General features: G+C 69.0%; 18 protein-coding genes. 3 read left to right on the top strand and 15 right to left on the bottom strand.

All coding sequences use genetic code 11. The annotated features are described in order from the left end of the window. The first annotated feature begins 4 nt into the window (after positions 1–4). A complete protein-coding gene (locus AC4NN1_RS12230) occupies positions 5–1,045 on the top strand; it encodes a glycosyltransferase family protein (protein WP_491955470.1) in 1,041 nt (346 codons plus the stop codon). Here the strand turns inward: AC4NN1_RS12230 and AC4NN1_RS12225 are convergent, their stop codons facing one another. From AC4NN1_RS12225 to AC4NN1_RS12215, 3 genes are read right to left on the bottom strand one after another with little or no spacing between them, the layout of a single operon-like run. Then, positions 1,046–2,083, bottom strand: a complete 1,038-nt coding sequence (locus AC4NN1_RS12225; RefSeq protein ID WP_336124762.1) for a glycosyltransferase — start codon at positions 2,081–2,083, stop codon at positions 1,046–1,048. After that, positions 2,076–4,007, bottom strand: a complete 1,932-nt coding sequence (locus tag AC4NN1_RS12220; protein WP_491955469.1) for a hypothetical protein — start codon at positions 4,005–4,007, stop codon at positions 2,076–2,078. Before AC4NN1_RS12220 ends, AC4NN1_RS12225 begins: the two co-directional genes overlap by 8 nt. Beyond that, positions 4,008–5,843: a glycosyltransferase family protein gene (locus AC4NN1_RS12215; RefSeq protein ID WP_491955468.1), complete on the bottom strand. Its 1,836-nt coding sequence runs from the start codon at positions 5,841–5,843 to the stop codon at positions 4,008–4,010. Positions 5,844–5,986: 143 nt separating this feature from the next. Here AC4NN1_RS12215 and AC4NN1_RS12210 point away from each other — a divergent pair, with 143 nt between their 5' ends. Beyond that, a complete protein-coding gene (locus AC4NN1_RS12210) occupies positions 5,987–6,730 on the top strand; it encodes a glycosyltransferase family protein (RefSeq protein ID WP_311859827.1) in 744 nt (247 codons plus the stop codon). 33 nt (positions 6,731–6,763) lie between these two features. On the opposite strand, the gene AC4NN1_RS12205 is transcribed toward AC4NN1_RS12210, so the two are convergent. The 12 genes from AC4NN1_RS12205 to AC4NN1_RS12150 form a co-directional block, all read right to left on the bottom strand. Continuing rightward, positions 6,764–9,118 (bottom strand): polysaccharide pyruvyl transferase family protein, encoded by a 2,355-nt coding sequence (locus AC4NN1_RS12205; RefSeq protein ID WP_018187362.1) that lies wholly within the window; start codon positions 9,116–9,118, stop codon positions 6,764–6,766. 319 nt (positions 9,119–9,437) lie between these two features. Next, positions 9,438–10,406: a glycosyltransferase gene (locus tag AC4NN1_RS12200; RefSeq protein WP_491955467.1), complete on the bottom strand. Its 969-nt coding sequence runs from the start codon at positions 10,404–10,406 to the stop codon at positions 9,438–9,440. Beyond that, on the bottom strand, positions 10,403–11,494 hold the full coding sequence (locus AC4NN1_RS12195; RefSeq protein ID WP_491955466.1) for a glycosyltransferase: 1,092 nt from the start codon (positions 11,492–11,494) through the stop codon (positions 10,403–10,405). The genes AC4NN1_RS12200 and AC4NN1_RS12195 overlap by 4 nt, the downstream gene beginning before the upstream one ends. A gap of 127 nt (positions 11,495–11,621) precedes the next feature. Continuing rightward, the gene (locus AC4NN1_RS12190; protein WP_491955465.1) at positions 11,622–11,837 is read right to left on the bottom strand and encodes a hypothetical protein; all 216 of its coding nucleotides are present in this window, start codon (positions 11,835–11,837) and stop codon (positions 11,622–11,624) included. Between the two features lie 145 nt (positions 11,838–11,982). Next, a complete protein-coding gene (gene tuf / locus AC4NN1_RS12185) occupies positions 11,983–13,173 on the bottom strand; it encodes an elongation factor Tu (protein ID WP_018187366.1) in 1,191 nt (396 codons plus the stop codon). 147 nt (positions 13,174–13,320) lie between these two features. Further along, positions 13,321–15,435, bottom strand: a complete 2,115-nt coding sequence (gene fusA, locus AC4NN1_RS12180) for an elongation factor G (RefSeq protein ID WP_028497534.1) — start codon at positions 15,433–15,435, stop codon at positions 13,321–13,323. A gap of 77 nt (positions 15,436–15,512) precedes the next feature. Further along, the gene (gene rpsG / locus AC4NN1_RS12175) at positions 15,513–15,983 is read right to left on the bottom strand and encodes a 30S ribosomal protein S7 (protein ID WP_018187368.1); all 471 of its coding nucleotides are present in this window, start codon (positions 15,981–15,983) and stop codon (positions 15,513–15,515) included. Positions 15,984–15,988: 5 nt separating this feature from the next. Continuing rightward, entirely contained in the window at positions 15,989–16,357 is a 369-nt protein-coding gene (gene rpsL, locus AC4NN1_RS12170; protein ID WP_018187369.1) for a 30S ribosomal protein S12, read from the bottom strand. Positions 16,358–16,662: 305 nt separating this feature from the next. Further along, entirely contained in the window at positions 16,663–18,039 is a 1,377-nt protein-coding gene (locus AC4NN1_RS12165; RefSeq protein WP_491955464.1) for a DUF5684 domain-containing protein, read from the bottom strand. 34 nt (positions 18,040–18,073) lie between these two features. After that, positions 18,074–18,733: a hypothetical protein gene (locus tag AC4NN1_RS12160; protein WP_018187370.1), complete on the bottom strand. Its 660-nt coding sequence runs from the start codon at positions 18,731–18,733 to the stop codon at positions 18,074–18,076. Between the two features lie 65 nt (positions 18,734–18,798). After that, the gene (locus AC4NN1_RS12155; protein ID WP_018187371.1) at positions 18,799–19,266 is read right to left on the bottom strand and encodes a DUF6121 family protein; all 468 of its coding nucleotides are present in this window, start codon (positions 19,264–19,266) and stop codon (positions 18,799–18,801) included. Positions 19,267–19,282: 16 nt separating this feature from the next. Further along, positions 19,283–20,359, bottom strand: coding sequence for an ABC transporter (locus AC4NN1_RS12150; RefSeq protein WP_491955463.1), 1,077 nt, complete (start codon positions 20,357–20,359; stop codon positions 19,283–19,285). Between the two features lie 131 nt (positions 20,360–20,490). On the opposite strand from AC4NN1_RS12150, the gene AC4NN1_RS12145 reads away from it, so the two are divergent. Continuing rightward, the gene (locus tag AC4NN1_RS12145) at positions 20,491–21,099 is read left to right on the top strand and encodes a hypothetical protein (RefSeq protein ID WP_491955462.1); all 609 of its coding nucleotides are present in this window, start codon (positions 20,491–20,493) and stop codon (positions 21,097–21,099) included. Positions 21,100–21,120 lie beyond the last annotated feature (21 nt).

Here is a 21,120-nt window from a genome sequence, read left to right as displayed (position 1 = left end):
GCCCATGCGCATCCTCTTCGTCAGCCACACCGACAGCCACGGGATCTTCCGCGTCGGCAGCCACCACCTCTCCGCGGAACTCGCCCGCCTCGGCCACGACGTCGTCCACCTCTCGACGCCGATCTCGATGGTCCATCGCGTGCTCGGTCGCGTCCCTCGCAGTCGCGCGCGCGCAACGCCCTCGGATGAAGTGGATGCCTCGGGGGTGCGACACATCGTGCCGCGTACCGCGCTCCCCGCGGGCATCGGCACCTTTTCCGTCGCCACCGAACTACGACGGCGCCGGCTCGACCGGTTCGACCTCGTCCTCGTGGACCAACCGCTGATGTGGCACCAGTCCGTGCGAGAGCTCGCCGACATCGTCGTCTACCGCCCGACCGACGAGTACCCGCGCGGGATGAAGGCCGGTCTGCAGCGTGACGCCCTCCACCACGTGGACGGTGTCATCGCGACGTCGGTCGAGGTGCTGCGGGGCCTCGGCGACGTGCGCGTGCCCGCGATCGTCGTGCCCAACGGTGTCGACACGGCGCGGTTCACCGAGACGAACGGCATCCGCGCCGAGACGTGCGTCTACGCCGGCGCCCTCGACCGGCGATTCGACTGGGGGCAGGTGGCACGCTGGGCCGGTGCGCACCGTGACGTGCGGTTCGAGCTGATCGGGCCGCTCACCGGCGAGCCCCCGACGCTCCCCGACAACGTCGCCGTCCTCGGCGCTCTCCCCTACGACGAGCTCCCCGCGCGCTTCGCGGCGGCCCGCGTGGGCCTGTTGCCCCTGTCGGATGACCCCGGCAACGCCGGTCGCAGCCCCATGAAGCTGTACGAGTACCTCGCGAGCGGGCTGAACGTGGTCTCGCGTCGCACTCCGGTCATCGCCTCCGATCCCCCGAACGGGGTCTACACCTACGCCGACGAGGCGGAGGCCCAGAGCGCACTGCAGGCGGCTCTGGAGGGGCGCGAGCCGAACGGATCCGGCGCGCAACTCGCCCAATCCCATTCGTGGACGGCGAAGGTGGCCGCCATCCTCACATTCGTCGGCGGCCTGTGATCAGGCCCGGCGCCTGAGCGATGCGGCAGCGCGGTCGTATGCATCGGCCAGCAGCGAGCCGAGGCGCGGCCAGTCGCGTTCCGACATGTCGGGGCCGGCGGCGTCCCTCGGTCGATCGCGGAGGTCCTCGACTGCGCGCTGGAGGGTCTCGGCGGTGAGCGGTCCCCGGTAGAGGCCGACCCACTCGTCGCCGAACTCCTCCTCCAGGAGCCGGGTCGAAGGGGACTCGGGGAGGATGACAGGGCGATGCAGCGACAGGGCGAGCAGCGCCGAGCCGGAGTTCTCGATCGCGCGGTACGGCAGGACGACGATCTCCGCGGCACCGACGGCATCCGCCAGTTCGGTCTCGTCGACGAACCGCAGGTCGATATCCATCCGCTCATCGCGGCGCGAAGCCGCGCGCACCCGCTCGGTCAGCGGCCCGTCGTGACTCTCCCCGACGATGTGCAGGCGGTAATCGAGCTCGTGGGGCACGGCGGCGAAGGCGCTGATCAGTTCATCGACGCCCTTGTAGGGCTTCAGCATCCCGAAGTGGACGAGATTCCCTCGCCGCGGCTCCGGCGTCGGAGAGGCGAACCGATCCCGATAGTGCCCGTGCGGGATGACCACCGTCCTGCGGGGGTCCGGCGTCGGCGTCACGTCGTTGAGCGTCACCCACAGCGTCGTCCGAGCCTCGAGCAGGCCGAGGATCCATCGCTCACCGCGGTCCCCCTCTTCGTGCGGCCGCGCGTTGTGCACCGTCCGCACGACGGCGATCCGACGCATCCGGAGGCGCAGGATGAACAGCAGGAACAGGGCGCGCTTGAGGAGACGCACAGCCGTTCGCGGATGCCGGAGGGAGTTCTCGGGCCAGTGCATGTGGACCACGTCAGCGTCCGAGGTGAGCACGTCCGCCCATCCGAAGTACCGCGTCTCGATCCGTTCGTCCGGCAACGAGGAGACGAGCAGCGACGTGTAGGGGTTCTCGACGGGGCGAGCGGACCGGTTCGGGTCGGCGAGCAGCTGCGTGACGCGAAGACGACCCGGACGGTCAGCCATCGCCCGGGAGCTCTTGATCCGCGAGCTCGCGCTCGAGGGCGTCAGCGACCGCTTCGGCCTGCCGGCTCAGTCCGAACTCGAGCGCCGCCGAGATCTCGTCCAGCTTGGTGTCGGCGATCCTCTCACCGACGAGGCGGAGCGACCACGGCACGCGGCCGAGGTCGAGGGGAACCTTGTGGAGCTCCCAGTCCCCCTCTGCACCCGAGCCCAGCAGGTGGTCACGGAGCTCCATGTCCATACGCTTGATCCGCCGGCTCTCTTCCTCACAGGCGAGGGCACTCGGGATGCCGTAGCTCTGGCAGACGACGAGGACGCCGAGGCTCGTCGTCACGACGCCGCGATAGGTCGCGAGTCGGTCGACGAGGCCGACGACCTGTTCCGGAGCGGAACCGCTGATGGAGATCTCATCCATGTTCTCGGCGAGCACGTAGGGGACGCCGGCATCCGAGTGGTTGCGCACGAAGGCCAGCCGCCCGTTGTTGCCCCCGAGCGTGAGCGGGTGCACGCGCCGGAGGAGAAGGCGGGGGTCGCCGAAGCTGTCGGTGACGCTGCCGCCGTTGCGGCGGACGACGCGATGAGTGAGCGGTCCGCGGAGGGAGATGAACTCGGCCGTCGGCTCGACGGTGGCCTCGAGTTTGGACACACCCGTTCCGACGAGAATCGAGCGGGACTGCGCATGGGACGCGAGCGACCCGCCCATCATGAGATGGGGCGGGACCTCCTGCGCGCCCGTCGCGGCAGCGAATCGCACCGCCCGCCCTGTCGATGCTCCCAGGAGATAGGGGTTCAGCCACTCGTCGAAAGAACCCGGGAACGGCTTGGACCACCAGAACAGTGGAACCGGATCGTCGGCTACCGCCTCGGCCGAGGTCGCGGTCGCGTAAGCCAGGAAGGCCTCGGCGCCTCGCATCGCGTTACGCTCCGGCACGGTCACATCGCCGTTCGACCAGAGCTGCGACGCGGCCCGGTGGAAGCGGGCGCTCTCGCCCCGCTGCGCCTCGAGGAGGATCCGGCCGACCAGAGCCGATCGACGCCGGCTCTCGGCTTTCTCGTCCTTGACGGGAGCGGCGACCGCATCCGGGTCGGCGTCGGTATCGCTGTCGAAATCGCCGTCGGCAGCCGGATCCGGGGCGCCCCCGTTTCGGGCGAGATACCGCTCCACGTCCCGCTGGTGACGCAGTGAGTCACGCGCGAAGCGCATGAACGTCGGAGACAGCGCCGCGATGCGGCCGAAGTAGATGCGCAGGGCCATGGCGAGCACGATCGCCGTGGCGACATCGAGCCCGCCGGAGAAGATCCGGAGCACGACGAGCGCGAGGGCGATCCCACTTCCGGCGGATGCCGCGATCGCGGCGAACTCGCCGGAGTAGATGCGCTCCCGGATGGGCGCCTCGACGCGCTTCACCGGCGCATCCATCAACTCGAGCTGAACCCGCAGCTGACGCCGGTACAGCAGCGACAGGGGGATGATCACGACGACCGTCAGGACGGCGCTCACGCCTCCGATGACGAGATCGAAGTAGAAGAGCACGCCCAGCACCGCGACGATCTGCATCAGGTCGGCGATGATCGACGAGACGCCGAAGGCCCTCGCCCACTGCCAGTTCGCGGCGCCTGCTCCGGTTCGGTCCTGCAGGTCGGCGAACGCGGCGCGGAAGATGCGCACACGCCAGAACTTCGTCCCGTGCTGGAGCCCTCGTGTCACCGCGAACCCCGCGAGGAAGAGCGACAGGAGGAGCACCACCGTGCCGAGCTGTCCGGCGAGGGACTGCGAAGCCTCGACCAACAGGTTCGAGAACACCTGCAGGACGAGGAGCTCCCCGACCGGCAGGATCGCCATCAGCACGAGGAGCGCGATGATCATGCGCCGCTCCCGCCAGCGCGGGAACTGCTGGGCGAACGCCGCGAAGATGTCCCGGAACATTCAGGCGACGATATCTCGCCAGTCGGCGACGGCGTTCTTGATGGCTGCCTCGACCTCGTCGAGTTTCTCCTCGGCGACGTACTCGGAGTCGAGCATCGACCGAAGGTCGACGTTGCGCAGGTCGAGGATCAGCTGCTGGGGCTCCCAGAGCCGCTCGAGACCCGCGCCGAGCGAGTAGTCGCGGTACTTCATCCCGTCGCCGGCGACGGTGCTCGCCGCACCTTCGAACCCGATCAACGCTACCGGGATGCCGTAGCTGTGGCACGCGATCGCGACGTGCATCGCGCTCGTGACGATGCCGTCGTACTGGTGCAGCTTCTCGATGAACGTCCGCAGACTCTCGGGGCTGGACTGGAGCACGCTGATCTCATCGAGGCCGGCGGGCCGGCGCACCGGGAGCGTCGCGTGGGTGAAGTGACGGACGAGTGCCAGCCGGCCGTTCGTCTCGGGGCGCTCCATGGGCAGGACGCGACGCAGGAGCACTCCGGGATCGCCGAAGGTGGTGACGGCGGGGCCGCCGCGGGCGGTGAGGATGTCGGCGGTCAGCGGACCACGGAGCGAGTGGTACCGCGCCCCGGGGTGGAGCTCCGCATCGCCCGCAGACGCACCGGAACCCACCACGACGGAGTGTTCGTTCGCAAACTTCGCGATCGAACCGAGGCCGACGAGATGCGGTTTGCGCGCGTTGCCCGTCGCCGGCACGAACTCCACCGGAGTGTTCGCGACGCTCGCCACGATGAGCGGGCTCAACCAGTCCCCGAAGTTGCCGGGGAAGGGACGGGGCCACCAGACGAGGGGCACCGCCGCGGTCGTGTCGGCCGAGTCAGCGGCCGGGGACCCGAAGGTGGCGTACGACGCGAACGCCTTCGCCGCATCGACGGTGGCGGCTTCCGCAGCGGAGAGGATGCCACCGGCGTGCAGCCGACGTTCGATCGCGTCCAAACGCTCGAGGTCGCCCCGCTGACCGACGGCCACGGCCTGCGCAAGAAGGCGGGAACGGTGGTTGTCGGCCTTGGGAGGCGTGATCGGACGGATGCGGTGGATGAGCGGATGCTGCTTGACCCAGTCGCGCACGAGAGGCGCACGCTGCGGCGCGATCCGCGTCACGACGGCGTCGACCTGTTTGAGCGCCCGGTAGGCGGCGACCTTGACGCGCACCTTCCAGGCGATCGCGCCGGCCTCGCGGGACGTCGGAGCCGCCTTGGCTCCGGGAGCGGTGTGCTGCACGACCAGGTTCCGGAACTGCGGAACGTTGCCGCTCGACCCGAACGCGTAGAAGGCGGTGACGTCGCCGTTACCGCGTCCCAGGACGCCGCCGGCGGGGATCACCTGGAAGCTGAGCGAGTCCGCATTCGCGCGCCAGGACTCCTCGAAGAAGTAGTCATCCGTGGCCTTGAGCGTCGACAGGCGCTCGAAGTCGGCGGCATCCGAGACGAACTTCCGGGCCGCCGGGGTCGTGTTCACGCCGATGAAGCTCGGCGCCCAGAAACGAGTGGCGGCTTTGTAGCCGATCTCCATCGGGCGGGAGAAACCGTGCTGGAAGCCGATGATGTCGGCCGTGAAGTTGCGGACGTACGCGGGAAGGTCGAGGATCTCGCAGTCGACATCCGTCCAGAACACGCGCGCGTCCGGGTTCTCACGGCACACGGTGTCGAGGAAGGCGACCTTCTGGCGGCAGATGTCAGCCCAGTCTTGACCAGGCTCCTTGTGCACCTCACGCAAGACGTGCGCGATGCCCAGATCGTCGAGGTTCTCCTCGAGCTTCTTGGCCCATCCGCGGTAGTACTCGTCATCGGTGAAGAACGAACAGACGATGACATCAGGGGGAAGAGACAAAGCGAGACCTGTCTGACGCGCGCGCGCCGGTATGCGGTGTGAGGCACGAGAATCCTACCCGGCGGCATCCGTCCACATGCCCTGCGCCACCGCGAAGCGCAAGTGCCTGCGGTCGTTCCGACCCGTGCCGTAACATCCCGACCATGAGCGAGCCAACCGGTCCGCGGGTCGGGATCATCAGCTACTGCGACCGCTTGCGGACGAACGCGCACGTCAATCACGAGCTCTACGCGCGCGCCCACGGGTACACCTACATCTTCGACATCGCCCCAGTGGCCGAACCCGCTCAGCACAAGAACTTCTTCTTGAAGCTCGCCAAGATCAAGAAGTTCCTGCCGCTGTTCGACTGGCTCTTCTGGATCGACGACGACGCCTTCTTCACCGGCCGCAAGACGACCCTGACGAGCTTCATCGAGGCGCATCCGGATGCGACGATCATCTTCTGCGCGAGCCCGAAGGACACCGGCCTCTGGACCTGGATGAGTTCGGGCACGATGCTGATCCGCAACACCGAGCTGGGCCGGAAGCTCATCGACGCCACCATCGCGACCGATCTGGCCAAGGCACGCGAGTGGTGGGACGACTCGGTCTACGGGTACTGGACGGGTGGAGATCAGGATGCGCTCGTCTATCAGATGATGACGAACCCGGATTTCGCGGTCGACGGCTTCTACGCCCAACTCGACTACACCGCGTTCAACTGCCGGCCGCGCCACTTCGTCGCGGGCGGCTTCGAGCACTTCGTCCTGCACTTCACCGGCAAGGACAAAGGCCGCCAGTCACTCGACTTCGCCGAGAAGTGGGGAATGAGCGAGGCGCTCACCTACAAGAAAGAGCTGGCGAATCTGCGGGGCCTCTACCCCGCGGACATCCCGCCGCGCGAGTGAGGCGCCCCGAGGGACGCCCCACCCGCGGCGCAGTCACGCGCGTCGCGTGAGCGACGACACCCGCACCGCCTTGATGACGCCGTAGCGCGGCTTCTTGCCGAGCGGCGCTGCGGGGATCATCTTCCGGAGCAGCCCGGTCGGGTCGCGGCGGGCCAGCTTGTCGACGAGGGTGATGTTCGTCGTCGCCGGCGAGGGGGTCACACCGAAGTCCAGCTGCAGGAGGGGGTTCGTCGAGCGAGCGGTCACCTGGAAGGTGACCTCGACGGGGTCGCGTCCGCCCGGGCGCCACCGCACGACCTGCGCGGGGCCGTCGTTCGCCTGGACGCGCAGGCTCTGCGAGTTGGCGAACAGGGTGGGGTCGCCGGGGGCGAAGGTGATCGTGACGTCGAACACGTCGCCGGGAGCTCCCTCGAGCTCGCCGCTGAGTGCGGCGCGGGGCTCCGTCATCCAGACGCCCTGCTGATCGCGGATGCCGAAACCCGCCAGCTGGAAGTTGCGGGCGAAGTGGTGGAGTCCCCACTGCGTGAACGGGAACCGCTGGCCAGGACGGATCATGTCCGAGGTCAGGCGGTCGACCGCGTCGTGGGGGAACGTCGCGAGGTAGGCCTCGATGTCGAACGTCGGAAGCGGCATGGGGTCTGCCCGCATCGCGTCGTCGATCGACTCGAACCGCTTCACGTCCGTACGACCGGTGCCGTAGTAGTAGTCGTAGTACTTGAGCTCGTCCTCGCCGCCAACCGGGGCCAACCAGTAGGCGGGGATCCCCATCGCCTCGGCGAAGATGATGCCGTGCAGCGAACTCGCGATCACGCGGTCCGCACCCTTCATCGCTCGCATCATGCCGAGCGGAGTCGTGTCGACCGAGATGAAGGCATCGAGGTGCTCGTAGTGCTTCCGGCGCAGGACCAGGTCATCGCGATAGTGCGGCACGATCCGGAGCCCCGGACGGTCGGGCGTCTGAGCGAGTTCCGAGGCGAAGAGGGTCGGGAAGAGCACGCCCGGGTCGAAGGTGTGCGTGACGCGCTCCGTCGACACGCCCGCCTCGGCCAGATACTCCAGTGAGTACGGTCCACGCACCGCGCGCACGTCCAGGTCGATCCCGACCGGCAGCGGATCGGAGCCACCCTTCACGCCCGACCCCCAGACGACATCGCCGTCCGTCGCGCGCTGCAGGACGGAGCCGATCGCGAGCAGCCGAGGTGCCCCGGGAGCGGGCTCGCGCAGCTCGACGCCCGAAACCCGCTTCGCCGCCCAGCGCGAGGCGAGGTCGCCGAAGTTGCCCGTCTTGAAACGACGGCCGGCGGGGAACGGGTCGAAGAGCTTGTTCTTCGCGTCGTACCAGAACACCGGCAGGCTCGGTGACGAGCCGGAACTGACGTCCTCGGTAGGAAGCGAGGTCAGGCGGGCACGGGCATCCGCGGTGGTGAAGATGCTGCGCACCTGCGTACCGAGGGCGGACGTGATCGCGTCCCCGGGGACGATGGCGACAGCGCACTCCTCGTCGTTGAGACCGTAGGCGACCACCCAGTCGTCGCCGCGCTGGACCATGCCGCGCGGATAGACGACCTCGTGCACGTCGGGGTTGAGCTTCTCGTGCTTGAAGTTGGCGCCGCGGGGGTTCGGGAGGTCGAAGGGCACCTCGTCGATCCGGGTGATCCGGAAGGGGGCCGTCGCCTCGAACTCGAGCAGCACGCCCCGGTAGACACGGCCGTCGGCCGTCTTGAAGCTCGTGTGCGCGAGGGTGAGGAAGCTGTCGCCGCGGCGGACGGGCTGTGCCCCGCCACGGATGATGCCGAAGATGCGCTCGTAGTCCGTCGTGAAGTTGCTGCGGTGGGCCGTCGTCGCGACGATGCGGGTGTCGGAGCTGTCCAGGTCGACGCGGAGAACGCGGTGCGGCCGGTAGGAGTAGCTCGCGTAGACCTCGCCGTCCGCCTCGAAGAGGGTCCAGTTCTTCTCGATCGGGCGTCGGTCGAGGGTCGTCAGCTCCCGGGCGGGCGACGCCGGGTGCTGACCGTCGGACGTCATCTCGAGAAGGAACTGGTGGTTGCTCGGACGAGCACCCCCGTCGTTCCAGAGGAGGTAGAGGCGGCCGCGCAGCCACAGGTACACGGGGTCCGCGTGCCACGTCTTCGCGCGCTCGGGAAGCCCCTCGTCAGCGAATGCGATCTCGTCCGACAGAGGACGGACGCTGCCCGGCACCAACGCCAGATCGGCGTCGAGGCGGGCGGTGGCGATGCGCCGATGGTCGGAGTCGACCTGGACGACGCGATAGGCGATGACGTAGCCGCCATCGACCTCTGCGATCGTCGGGTTGAACGCTCGAGCCTCGCCCCCGTCGCGCCACTCCTCAGGAGTCAATTCGGACGCGTCGTACTCAATCAATCGCATAGATCCCCACTTTATCCATATCGCATCCTCGCCCCCGGGTGGCGACGAGCCGAACACGTCGTTCGGCGCATGTCTGCGGCAGGCTCGCGCCCACTCGCCCTTGGCGGGGCATCGCCCCCGCCGACGCGCGCACCCCTCATCGATCGGGAGGACGTCCACACGCCACGGCGCCGCCGACATCCCCGAATCAGATCGTGTCCGACCGAGCACGTTCGCTGCGGTGGCCGGGCTGCGTTACGGCGGCCGGAGCCACACGCCACCGGTGCCGCCCAGTCACTCTATACGCTCGCCCCGGAGCGCGAATTCACCCGGCACCCGCTCACCCGCCCGCACGCGCGAGCGTCGCGGAGACGATCCCCGCCGTGCGATCCCAGTCGTACGTGCCGCGCGGCGGGTCGACGGCGCGAGGGGATGCGGCGGCATCCGTCATCGCGGCGGCCCACTCGTGTGCATCGTGCGCGTCGGTCATCGCCGGGCCGCGCCCGTCCACGATCTCGGCGACGGCGCGGCATCCGGCCCAATGGATGACCGGCGTCCCGGTCGCCACGGATTCGAGGGCGGGCAGTCCGAACCCCTCGAGCAACGACGGCATGACGGTCGCGGCGGCGCCCCGGTAGACCTCGGCGAGCCGCGCGTCGTCGACACCGCTCACCACGTCGACCCGGGCCTCGACTCCATGTCGCTCGGCGGCCTGCCGCACCTGGTCCGACTCGCCGGCCGGCACGACCGCGCGAAGACGGATGCCGCTGGTCACCGCGAGAGCGCGCAGCACGACGTCGAGGTTCTTGTGCGCCCGGACGTTCCCGACGAACAGGACGTACGGGTCGGATGCGACCTCGCGCGGGCCGTCGGGGGTGAAGGCGGCGGAGCACCCGTTGCCGGCGTTGACGACGTCGACGGCGTCGTCGCGCAGCCACCGCCGGATCGCCTCGGCCGAGGTCTCGGACACCGTGAGGACGATGCCGGCTCGCCGGACCACACGCCGCACGGGGCCGCCGTAGTAGGCGAGGAACTTCGCGCGGCCGGGCCAGGGGCTCTCGAGCTGGATGAGGTCGTGGATCGTCAGGACCTGCCGCGGCGCGCGGACCAGCGCCCCGTACCCGGGCGAGTAGACCACGGATCCCGCGGCGAGATCCGGCAGGGCACGGAACGCGTCGAACGGGCTGTAGGGCGTGCCGTCCAGTCCCAGGCCGCGCCAGTCGCGATCGAGACGACCGAGCACCTCGCGGGCGTAGCGCCCGATCCCGTGCGCACCGCGGTACCGGTCGTCGACGAGGAGCCCGCTCACGCTGTCTCCTCCGCGACCCAGTCGGCGATGCGCGCTTCGAACACGGGACGATCGAACTCGTATGCGCGCCTCACACACGCCTCGCGGCTCGACGCCGCTGCGCGCTCGACCGCGGCGCGCAGGTCCGCGCCCGCCCACTCGTGGACGAGCGCACCGGTGGCCCCGTCGATGACGCTCTCGGCGACTCCCCCGACGGCGTTCCCCACGACGGGCGTGCCCGCCGCCATCGCCTCGACCGGCATGATGCCGAAATCCTCGACGGCGGGGAAGACGAGCGCGAGCGCGCCCCGGTACAGCGCGGCGAGCAGGATGGACGACGGGTCACGGACGACCGTGACGGGATGCCCGCGATCCGCCGCGTACGCGCGCAGCCTCTCCTCGTCCGCTCCCCCACCCGCCAGGACCACGGGGAGGCCCGACGCGACCCCGGCGTCGATGACGAGCTCGAGGCGTTTGTACGGGACGAACCTCGAGACCCCGAGCAGATAGTCGCGCGGGAGGTCGGCGACGGCGGCATCCGTCTCGTCCGTCGGTTGCGCGTCGGCGAACCGTGCCACGTCGATCGGCGGGTGGATGACGGTGGCGTCGCGACCCCAGGCACGCGCGACCCTGTCGGCGATGAAGGCACTGTTGGCGGCGATGGCGACGGGCTCGGCTGCGCGGCGCCGGTCGAGCGGCTTCAGCAGGGCGGATGCGGCGCGAGCGGCGACGCCGCTCCCACGGCCGTCGAGCTCGGGCGTCCAGATGTACCGCGCTGGGGTGTGGGTGTAGACGAGCTTCGGCGCCTCGCGCGCGGCCCCGCGGAATCGCGCGTGGTGAGCGAAGAGGTGACTGCTGCAGAGAACCCAGTCGGCGTCCCGCTCCGGCAGCGCCCGCCAAGCCAGCGGCATGAGCGGCAGGGCGGCCGCCTTGTGCCCGCGGAGGGGGGTCCGGGCCAGAACGGTCTCGTGGACGCCCGAGAAGCGTCCCTCGCTCTCGTTCCAGAGGCACCACCGCTCGGCGTCAGGGAACACCCCGCCGAGCACGTCGAACACGTTCTCGGAGCCCCCGTGCCGAGACAGCCACTCGTGGACGAGGATGCCGCTCACGACGCGTCCCGCTTCACCTGCGTCATCCGATCCTCACCATCCGACGTTCATTCTGTCAGACGGCGGACCGCCGGTCGGGGACACGGAAGGGGACGGATGCGAGCTGCATCCGTCCCCTTCGCGATCGTCACTCGTTGCCGATGCGCCGATCCACGTTCTCGCGGACCTCGTCGACCTTGGCGTCGACGGAGTCGGGGGCCACCTTCTTCACGAACTCGGCCGCCGCGTCGAGCACCTTGTCGCTCACGTCCTCGGCCTGGTCGGACTTCAGGTTCTTCTCGATCTCGTCCTTGTGCTGCTCGAGGAACTGCTTCCCCTTGCCCACGATGTCGTCGATTCCCATGCTCTCCCTCATCTCCATCGATGCCCGCGCGGGTGTCGCGGCGCGGTCAGTCTAGGTCGCCGAGGATTCGGGCGGCACCCCTTGCGGGAACGACGAAGGGGCCGGGCCCGAAGGCCCGACCCCTTGTCGGTGAGTCCGAAAGGACTTACTTGATGATCTTGGTCACCGTGCCGGCGCCGACGGTGCGGCCACCCTCACGGATCGCGAAGCCGAGTCCATCTTCCATGGCGATGGGCTGGATGAGCTCCACCGTCATGTCCGTGGTGTCACCGGGCATGACCATCTCGGTGCCCTCGGGCAGCGAGATGACGCCGGTGACGTCCGTGGTACGGAAGTAGAACTGCGGGCGGTAGTTCGTGTAGAAGGGGTTGTGACGGCCACCCTCCTCCTTCGAGAGGATGTAGGCAGTGCCCTCGAAGTTGGTGTGCGGCGTAACCGAACCCGGCTTCACGACGACCTGGCCACGCTCGACGTCGTCACGCTTGAGACCACGGAGGAGCAGACCACAGTTCTCGCCGGCCCAGGCCTCGTCGAGCTGCTTGTGGAACATCTCGATACCCGTGACCGTGGTCTTCTGCGTCGGGCGGATGCCGACGATCTCGACCTCGGAGTTGATGGCGAGGGTGCCACGCTCGGCGCGACCGGTGACGACCGTTCCACGACCGGTGATCGTGAAGACGTCCTCGATCGGCATGAGGAACGGCTTGTCCTTGTCACGCACGGGGTCGGGGATGTTCTCGTCCGCGGCCTCCATGAGGTCGAGGATCGACTGGACCCACTTCTCGTCGCCCTCGAGCGCCTTGAGGCCCGAGACGCGGACGACCGGAGCGTCCTCGGCGAAGCCCTGCGAGGCGAGCAGCTCGGAGACCTCGAGCTCGACGAGCTCCAGGATCTCCTCGTCGTCGACCATGTCGGCCTTGTTCAGCGCGACCATCAGGTACGGCACGCCGACCTGCTTGGCGAGCAGGACGTGCTCACGCGTCTGAGCCATCGGGCCGTCGGTGGCGGCGACCACGAGGATCGCGCCGTCCATCTGGGCAGCACCGGTGATCATGTTCTTGATGTAGTCAGCGTGACCCGGGGCGTCGACGTGCGCGTAGTGACGCTTCGGGGTCTCGTACTCGACGTGCGAGATGTTGATCGTGATACCACGCTGGCGCTCTTCGGGAGCGGAGTCGATCGACGCGAAGTCACGCTGCACGTTGGTGGCCGACGGGAACTTGTCGGCGAGCACCTTCGAGATGGCAGCGGTGAGCGTGGTCTTGCCGTGGTCGACGTGACCGATCGTTCCGATGTTGACGTGCGGCTTGGTCCGCTCGAACTTGGCCTTGGCCACTGGGTCCTCCTCAGGACTGTCGTGTAGTCATCCGGGCGCTGGATTGCGACCGGGTTTCTACGGGGATGTTGTCAGTGTAGTTGACGTGACGATATTCAGTTTGGGCGGATGCCGGGGGCCGGGCCCCCGGCATCCGAAGAGCGGGTGTTACTCGCCCTTGGTCTTCTGGACGATCTCGTCGGCCACCGCGCGCGGGACCTCGGAGTAGCTGTCGAACTCCATCGCGTAGACCGCACGACCCGAGGTCTTCGAGCGCAGGTCGCCGATGTAGCCGAACATCTCCGACAGGGGGACGAGGGCGCGGACGATCTTGATGCCCGCACCGTCCTCCATGGACTGGATCTGGCCGCGACGCGAGTTCAGGTCGCCGATGACGTCGCCCATGTACTCCTCGGGAGTACGGACCTCGACCGCCATGAGCGGCTCGAGGAGAACGGGGTTCGCCTTGCGGACGGCCTCCTTGAAGCCCATCGAACCGGCGATCTTGAACGCCATCTCGGACGAGTCGACGTCGTGCGACGCACCATCGGTCAGGATCGCCTTGACACCCACCATGGGGAAGCCGGCGAGCACGCCGACCTGCATGGCGTCCTGGAAGCCCTGGTTGGTGGGTTCGATGTACTCACGCGGGATGCGGCCACCGGTGACCTTGTTCTCGAACTCGTAGATCTTGTCCGGGGTGACCTCGAGGGGCTCGAGGGCGAACTGGATCTTCGCGAACTGACCCGAACCACCGGTCTGCTTCTTGTGCGTGTAGTCGTGACGCTCGACGGTCTTCTTGATCGTCTCGCGGTACGCGACCTGCGGCTTGCCGACGTTCGCCTCGACGCGGAACTCGCGCTTCATGCGGTCGACGAGGATGTCGAGGTGCAGCTCGCCCATGCCCTTGATGACGGTCTGACCGGTCTCGGGGTTGAGCTCGGTGCGGAACGTCGGGTCCTCCTCGGCGAGCTTCTGGATCGCGATGCCCAGCTTCTCCTGGTCGGCCTTGGTCTTCGGCTCGATGGCGACCTCGATGACGGGCTCGGGGAACGTCATCGACTCGAGGACGACCGGCTCGTTCGGGTCGGCCAGGGTGTCACCGGTGGTGGTGTCCTTCAGGCCGATGACGGCGTAGATGTTGCCGGCGGTGACCGCGTCGACCGGGTTCTCCTTGTTGGCGTGCATCTGGAAGATCTTCCCGATGCGCTCCTTCTTGCCCTTGGTCGAGTTGATGACCTGCGCACCCGAGTCGAGCTGACCCGAGTAGACGCGGATGTAGGTCAGGCGACCGAAGAACGGGTGCACGGCGACCTTGAAGGCCAGCGCGGCGAACGGGTCGTTGGCGTCGGGGTGACGCTCGATGACCTTCTCCTCGTCCTTCGGGTCGTGCGCCTCGATGGCGGGCACGTCGAGGGGCGACGGGAGGTAGTCGACGACCGCGTCGAGCATCGGCTGGACGCCGCGGTTCTTGAACGCGGAGCCGCAGAGCACGGGGTAGAGCTCGCCGGCGACGGTCATCTTGCGGATGGCGCCCTTGATCTCGGCCAGGCTCAGCTCTTCGCCGCCGAAGAACTTCTCGAGCAGCTCGTCGTCGGACTCGGCGACGGTCTCGAGGAGCTTCTGACGGTACTCGTCAGCGCGGTCCTTGAGGTCCGCGGGGATCTCCTGGACCTCGTACTTGGCGCCCATGGTGACGTCACCCTTGGAGTCACCGGGCCACACCAGTGCGCGCATCTCGACGAGGTCGATGACGCCGACGAAGTCGTTCTCGGCACCAATCGGGAGCTGCAGCACGAGCGGCTTGGCACCGAGGCGCTTGATGATGGTCTCGACGGTGAAGTAGAAGTCCGCGCCGAGCTTGTCCATCTTGTTGACGAAGCAGATGCGGGGGACGTCGTACTTGTCGGCCTGACGCCACACGGTCTCGGACTGGGGCTCGACGCCCTCCTTGCCGTCGAAGACGGCGACGGCACCGTCGAGGACGCGGAGCGAGCGCTCCACCTCGACCGTGAAGTCGACGTGACCGGGGGTGTCGATGATGTTGATCTGGTTCTTGTTCCAGAAGCAGGTCACGGCGGCAGACGTGATCGTGATGCCGCGCTCCTTCTCCTGCTCCATCCAGTCGGTGGTCGAGGCGCCGTCGTGGGTCTCGCCCAGCTTGTGGTTGACACCCGTGTAGAAGAGGATGCGCTCGGTCGTCGTCGTCTTGCCGGCATCGATGTGCGCCATGATGCCGATGTTGCGGACCTTGTTGAGGTCGGTGAGCACTTCTTGTGCCACGGGGTGTCCTTACGTGTAGTGACGGATGTCGCGAGGTGACCGGCCGGGGGTTGCCCGGCCGGCCACCGAGGTGCTGATTACCAGCGGTAGTGCGCGAAGGCGCGGTTCGACTCGGCCATCTTGTGGGTGTCCTCGCGGCGCTTCACCGCGGCACCGAGGCCGTTCGAGGCATCCAGGATCTCGTTCTGGAGGCGCTCGGTCATGGTCTTCTCACGGCGACCCTTCGCGTACGAGACGAGCCAGCGCAGCGCGAGCGTGTTCGCGCGGTGCGGCTTGACCTCGACGGGAACCTGGTAGGTCGAGCCACCGACGCGGCGGCTCTTGACCTCGAGGGTGGGGCGGACGTTGTCGAGCGCCTTCTTGAGCGTCGCGACGGCGTCCTGGCCGTTCTTCGCCTCGACGCCCTTGAGGGCGTTGTAGACGATGGCCTCGGCGATGGACTTCTTGCCATCGACGAGGATCTTGTTCACCAGCTGGGTGACGATCGGAGCACCGTAGACCGGGTCGTTGACGACGACGCGGCGGGGTGCGGGTCCCTTGCGAGGCATCTAACTCAACCCTTCTTGGCGCCGTAGCGGCTGCGAGCCTGCTTACGGTTCTTGACGGCCTGGGTGTCCAGGGCGCCGCGGACGATCTTGTAACGCACACCGGGGAGGTCCTTGACACGACCACCACGGACCAGCACGAGCGAGTGCTCCTGCAGGTTGTGGCCCTCACCGGGGATGTAGGCGGTGACCTCGGTCCCGTTGCGGAGCTTCACACGGGCGACCTTGCGCATCGCCGAGTTCGGCTTCTTGGGCGTGGTCGTGTACACGCGGGTGCAGACACCCGCCTGCTGCGGGTTCGCCTTCAGGGCGGGCGCCTTGGTCTTGGTGACCTTCGGCGAGCGACCCTTGCGAACCAACTGCTGAATGGTTGGCACGTTCTCTCCTTGTCGATCTGCGCTCGGCTCTCGCCTCGCACAGGTGCTGCACGGTGACAGCGTTCGTGGTTTCACCACAGATCCATCAGCGCGCCGCGAGTGCGACGTGCGGGGTGATGGATATGCCGTGGGGGTGACCTGTTCGCAGGCCCTGTCCCTGGATGCGTTCGCCTCGCCTGCTCCGAACCGAGGCACGTCGCAGGGCGCGCGTATGCGCACACCCGGTCAATGATACGCGGGATCGCGAACCCGGGTCAAACGAGGCCGGTGTTCACCGCGAGTGCTCAGGTGACGGTCCTCGAGCCTCAGGAACCGGCATCCACTCGCTGCAGACGAATCGATGCGTCACCGAGCAGGAAGCGATCGGCGACCTCGGCGTCGACGCCCGGTTCGACCTCGACGTCCGCCCCGAGATTCGGCAGCAGGATGCCGTTCGTCGAGCCCAGATCGACGATGCGCCACGTGTCGCCACGACGTTCCAGACGCGCGTGGGTCTTCGACACCGTGCGCGTCGGATCGGCGATCGCCACGAGCTGCGCCCGAGGATGCGCGGGATCGGCGACGGGATTGCGTCCGAGGACGACGACGTCTCCCGACAGCGGCACGGTCGACCCGTCGGGGAGCACGAGCTCCCACCGGGCGTGGCCACGCCGGACGACGACCGTGCGTTCGAGCTCGTCGTCCATCGGAGCGACATCGGCCTCGTCGCGCAGGCGCTCCTGCGCCGACACCGACCGCGTCGCCGCGACCGGTGCGCCCGCCGCCGGGGAGCCCGCCACGGCGGACACCTCGTCGGTCAGTTCCGGGAACACGTCGCTCTCGTCGCGGTCGGCTCCCACCGGGGCCGGGCGCACCCAGGCGACGGGTGCCTCGTCGCGTCCGGGAACCGCGGAGATGGTCCCCGGGTCGGCGGCGGGATCGACGGCCCCGCCGAGGGCTGCGTTCGGCGGGAAAGGCGCAGGAGACACCGCGGACACCTCGTCCACGTCCTCCCGCCACGGCGACTCGGAACGGAAGGTCGGATTCGGCGACGTGGGGTCGGGCTGCTCGAGAGGCGCTTGGTCGGAGGCGGGCTGCTCGGCCGCGGGCGCATCGTGCGCCACCGGCGTCCACGGCTCCGGGGCGACGGATGCCGGGGGCTGCGGTGTCGTCCCGGCGCGCGGGACGGCCGGGGCGGGCTCGGCGGGTGCGGGGAACGCCGGCGGCGGGAGCGGGGCGCCGAACTCCGAGGAGAACGAGTCGAGCGGCGGATACAGCGGGGAGGGGGCAGGCGACGGTGACACGGGTCGCAGGTGGGCGGGACGAGCACCGCGCCACTCCGCCGGTCCGAACCCGACGATCGTGACCCATACCGGGAACAGCAGCGCACCGACCACCGTCATCCCGGTGCCGTAGCCGAAACCGGGGTTCAGGCGATGGATCGTCACGACGATCAGCACCCACACCGCGACGGTCCCGGGGCCGGGGACGAGCACGAGGAGGGCGAGCCAGGGCGAGAACCCGCCCCAGCGGAGGAGGACGGCGACGTTGAGCACCGGCACCCAGGCGTGCCACGACTCCTCGCCCATCTTCCGGAAGGCGGCCGACAGTGCGAGGGCGATCCAGACGTAGACGGCGAGGCCGAGGATGATCGACAGCAGTCCCAGGACGACACCCGCACCGCTGTCGACACCCGTGTTCATCCCCCCACCCTAAATGAGCAGGTGAGGCGTACGGTCAGACGCCCGGGAGTCCCTCACCGGTGTCGAACGGCGCATCCAGCGACCGTGTCAGCTCCTCGAGCATCGCGGCGATCTGCGGCTCCACGTACTGCGCGACCGCGGTCTGGATCCGGAGCCGGTGGCGCAGGAGGATCGTGCACACCTCGCGGCCGACCATGCTCGCGTACTCGTCGGCCAGCCGGACCTCCTGCCGGAGTGCAGCCTTCGCATCCTCGGTGAGCGGCGGGAGCGCGGGCACGGCGGCATCCGCTTCATCGGCCATGCCGGCGATCGTGAAGAGAAAGGGCGCGCCGGGGACCGGGTCGGGGTCGAGGGGAAGGCCCTCGAACTCGGGCTCGAGTCCCTCGGACGGGCGGTAGGTGCGGGACCTGTTGCGATCAGCCTGCTGATCGAGCTCGGCCTGCAGCATGGGCAGGTTGCGCTCGGTGTACTGCGCGACGGACGAGTCGACGATCGTCTTGATCCGCGTCGACAGGCCGTGCTGCACACCGTGCGGGACGTCGGAGCCGAGGCCCGCTGCCGACAGGATCGGCGACCCCAGACATCGGCGGCACGGAGCGACCCGGCCACGGTGCGTCGCGGGCTCCCAGCGCGGCAACCAGCGCAACCAGGCCTCGACGGCCTGGTTCACCTGCGTCTCGAGCGAGCGCTCCACGGACCCATTCTCGCGGAGATCCGGGCCGATCGGGGGTATTTCCGGCCATCGGGATGCCGCGCCCGTCACTCGTCCTCGTCGCTGCGCTCCCACGGCCACTCGGGTCGGCGTGCGCGCGTCCGCCCGAGGGCGATCCCGGCCCATGACGCCGCGGCGGCGGTGACGGCGAGGACGAGGGCGAACCAGGACAGCGAGAACGTGCCCGCCGCCCCCAGAGCGAGCGCCGCATCCGCACCCGTCAGCACTCCCCCGAGCACGATCCCCGCCAGATAACCGGCCACCGTCGCGATCATGACCCACACCGCGGCGGGGTACCGTCCGCGGCGCACCGCGCCGTACTCGGCGCCCGCGAACGCGGCCGCCGCGAGCAGCATCGCGGCGATGCCGGCGCCCTGCCCGAGGCCCGGCGCGGCGATGACGTCGGTGTCGGTCACCAGGCTCGTGAAGCCGAATCCGCAGATCGCGAGCGCAGCGAAGCCGACCGCCGCGAAGAACGTGGCGATCGGCGCTGCGACGCCGGCGGGCTGGGTCATCAGCCGCGGGCAGTCATCAGTACTGGTGGAGCTGGGGGCCGGCCTCGAGGGTGCGCTCGTACTCGCGCTGCGCCTCGTCGTTCAGCTCGGTGACCCGACGACCGCGGCTGGCGACCCAGGCACCGAACCAGATGGTGATCTCGCGACCGAGGACGAAAGCGATGACGGCGAGCGGTGCGAGGAGCTGCTCGCCGACGATCTCGTTCGCGCGCGACGGCGCGATGGACCAGAACGGGGCCTGGAAGAGCTGCCCGAGGATGTGCCCGCCGTAAGCGACGGCACCGACGATCAGCCCGAAAACGACCCACAGGCCCCAGCGACCGCGGTTGATGAACGCGCCCAGCAGCCAGAAGCCGAGGAAGAACACGGCGACGGGGACCCAGAACGCCCAGGTCGTCACGACCTCGACGAGCCGCTGCCCGACGGTGTCGACCGTGAGTCCGTTCTCGAGCGCATCCAGCCCGAGGATCGCCACGAGGTAGAGGACGGCGAAAAGGAGCGCGGCGAGCAGGCCGATGAGGCCCGCAGCGCCGCGGTTGCCGCGCGGGCGGGGAGCCTCGGGCGCCTGCACGAAGATCGGCTGCTGCGAGTACGCGGCCGTCGGCGCGGCGGCGGGCTCGCTGGAGGTGACCGTCGTCGGGGTCTGGTCTACGTGGGAGGCGGCAGCCGTCGCTGCGGCGGGGGCCGCGGCATCCGTCGTCGAATCGGCGGGCACGGACTCGTTGACGCGGGTGGGAGCATCGGCGTGAGGCATCGCCTCGGTGACCGCATCGTCGCGGGTCTCGGCCGACGGGCGGTAGAGCGGTTCGCTGCTGACCGCGCTGGAGGCGACGGGCGCGTCGGGTTCGCTGTACTTGCCGTAGTCGATCGACAGGTCGGAGCCCCGATCGGTCACGTCGAAGGAACGGTCGCCGCGGGTGCGCTCATCCGAGGCGCGCGAGGCGGCCTCCGCGTCGGCGAGGCTGTCGTTCGCACTGCCGACGACGTCGTCGACACCGCGGGAGTCGTCGGAGGTCGTCGGCTCCTCGATCGGCTCACCGTAAGCGGGCTCGTTGGCCTGGTCGTTCCGCTCGCCGAACTTGGGGTCGCTCATTGCCGTGTCACTCCTCACGCGGGGGCGTGCGCCACCGCTGAAGCGAGCGTATCCCGGCGTTCCACGGGCGCCGGGGAGGCGCCCCGTCGTTTCTTCAGGCGGCGTGGCGCGGTGTGCGTATCGTGGTGACCATGTCCTCTCGGCGCGCACGCATCGGACGGGCCGTCGGAGCCCTCCTCGGCGCCGCCGCGCTCGCGGCCGCCGTGTCGGCCTGCGCCCCCGAGCCCGACACGCTCCGGCCCGAACCGACGGATGCGGCATCCGGAACCCCCACACCGACGATGACACCCGTCGCGATCGCCGACTTCCCGTTCGGCCCTTCGACGTCGACCACTCCACTCCCCTCGGATTGCAAGAGCATCCTGAGCGACAGCATCCTCACCACCCTCCAGGGCATCCCGCTGAACGCCCCGGGGATGGGCGGCGGCATCCGTCCCGACAGCAGCCGCGTCTGCGTGTGGGCCGACCCGGGCGCCAGCCGCACGAGTCTCGTCACGGTCGTCGGCTACTCCCCCGAGCGCGAAGCGCGCGACGCCCTGTACCTGCTCGGCGTCGACGACGGCTACCTCTGCTACGAGCCGGACGAAGGCCTGCGGTGCGAGAAGAGCGGCACCGACGACCTCGGCCTCCCCGTGGGTCGCACCGTCTACTGGCGCGACGGAGTGGCGATCGACACGCAGTACTCGAACCTCGCCCCGCAGGGCTACACCGCGGCGATCGTGTCGAAGATCTGGGGCTGAGGGGTCGGGTCCGGGGCTGAG

It is taken from the genome of Microbacterium sp. MDV22-iso44 (assembly GCF_058629135.1).
Note: the sequence above shows the minus strand (reverse complement) of the source record. Positions and strands in the feature narration are given on the sequence as shown.

Coding starts and splice junctions, on each gene's coding strand:
- AC4NN1_RS12190 (WP_491955465.1), bottom strand. CDS start 11,837: ATGGGAATCGACGACATCGTGGGCAAGGGGAAGCAGTTCCTCGAGCAG.
- AC4NN1_RS12230 (WP_491955470.1), top strand. CDS start 5: ATGCGCATCCTCTTCGTCAGCCACACCGACAGCCACGGGATCTTCCGC.
- AC4NN1_RS12205 (WP_018187362.1), bottom strand. CDS start 9,118: ATGCGATTGATTGAGTACGACGCGTCCGAATTGACTCCTGAGGAGTGG.
- AC4NN1_RS12150 (WP_491955463.1), bottom strand. CDS start 20,359: ATGAGCGACCCCAAGTTCGGCGAGCGGAACGACCAGGCCAACGAGCCC.
- AC4NN1_RS12210 (WP_311859827.1), top strand. CDS start 5,987: ATGAGCGAGCCAACCGGTCCGCGGGTCGGGATCATCAGCTACTGCGAC.
- AC4NN1_RS12225 (WP_336124762.1), bottom strand. CDS start 2,083: ATGGCTGACCGTCCGGGTCGTCTTCGCGTCACGCAGCTGCTCGCCGAC.
- AC4NN1_RS12145 (WP_491955462.1), top strand. CDS start 20,491: ATGTCCTCTCGGCGCGCACGCATCGGACGGGCCGTCGGAGCCCTCCTC.
- AC4NN1_RS12165 (WP_491955464.1), bottom strand. CDS start 18,039: ATGAACACGGGTGTCGACAGCGGTGCGGGTGTCGTCCTGGGACTGCTG.
- rpsG (WP_018187368.1), bottom strand. CDS start 15,983: ATGCCTCGCAAGGGACCCGCACCCCGCCGCGTCGTCGTCAACGACCCG.
- AC4NN1_RS12220 (WP_491955469.1), bottom strand. CDS start 4,007: ATGTTCCGGGACATCTTCGCGGCGTTCGCCCAGCAGTTCCCGCGCTGG.
- AC4NN1_RS12155 (WP_018187371.1), bottom strand. CDS start 19,266: ATGACCCAGCCCGCCGGCGTCGCAGCGCCGATCGCCACGTTCTTCGCG.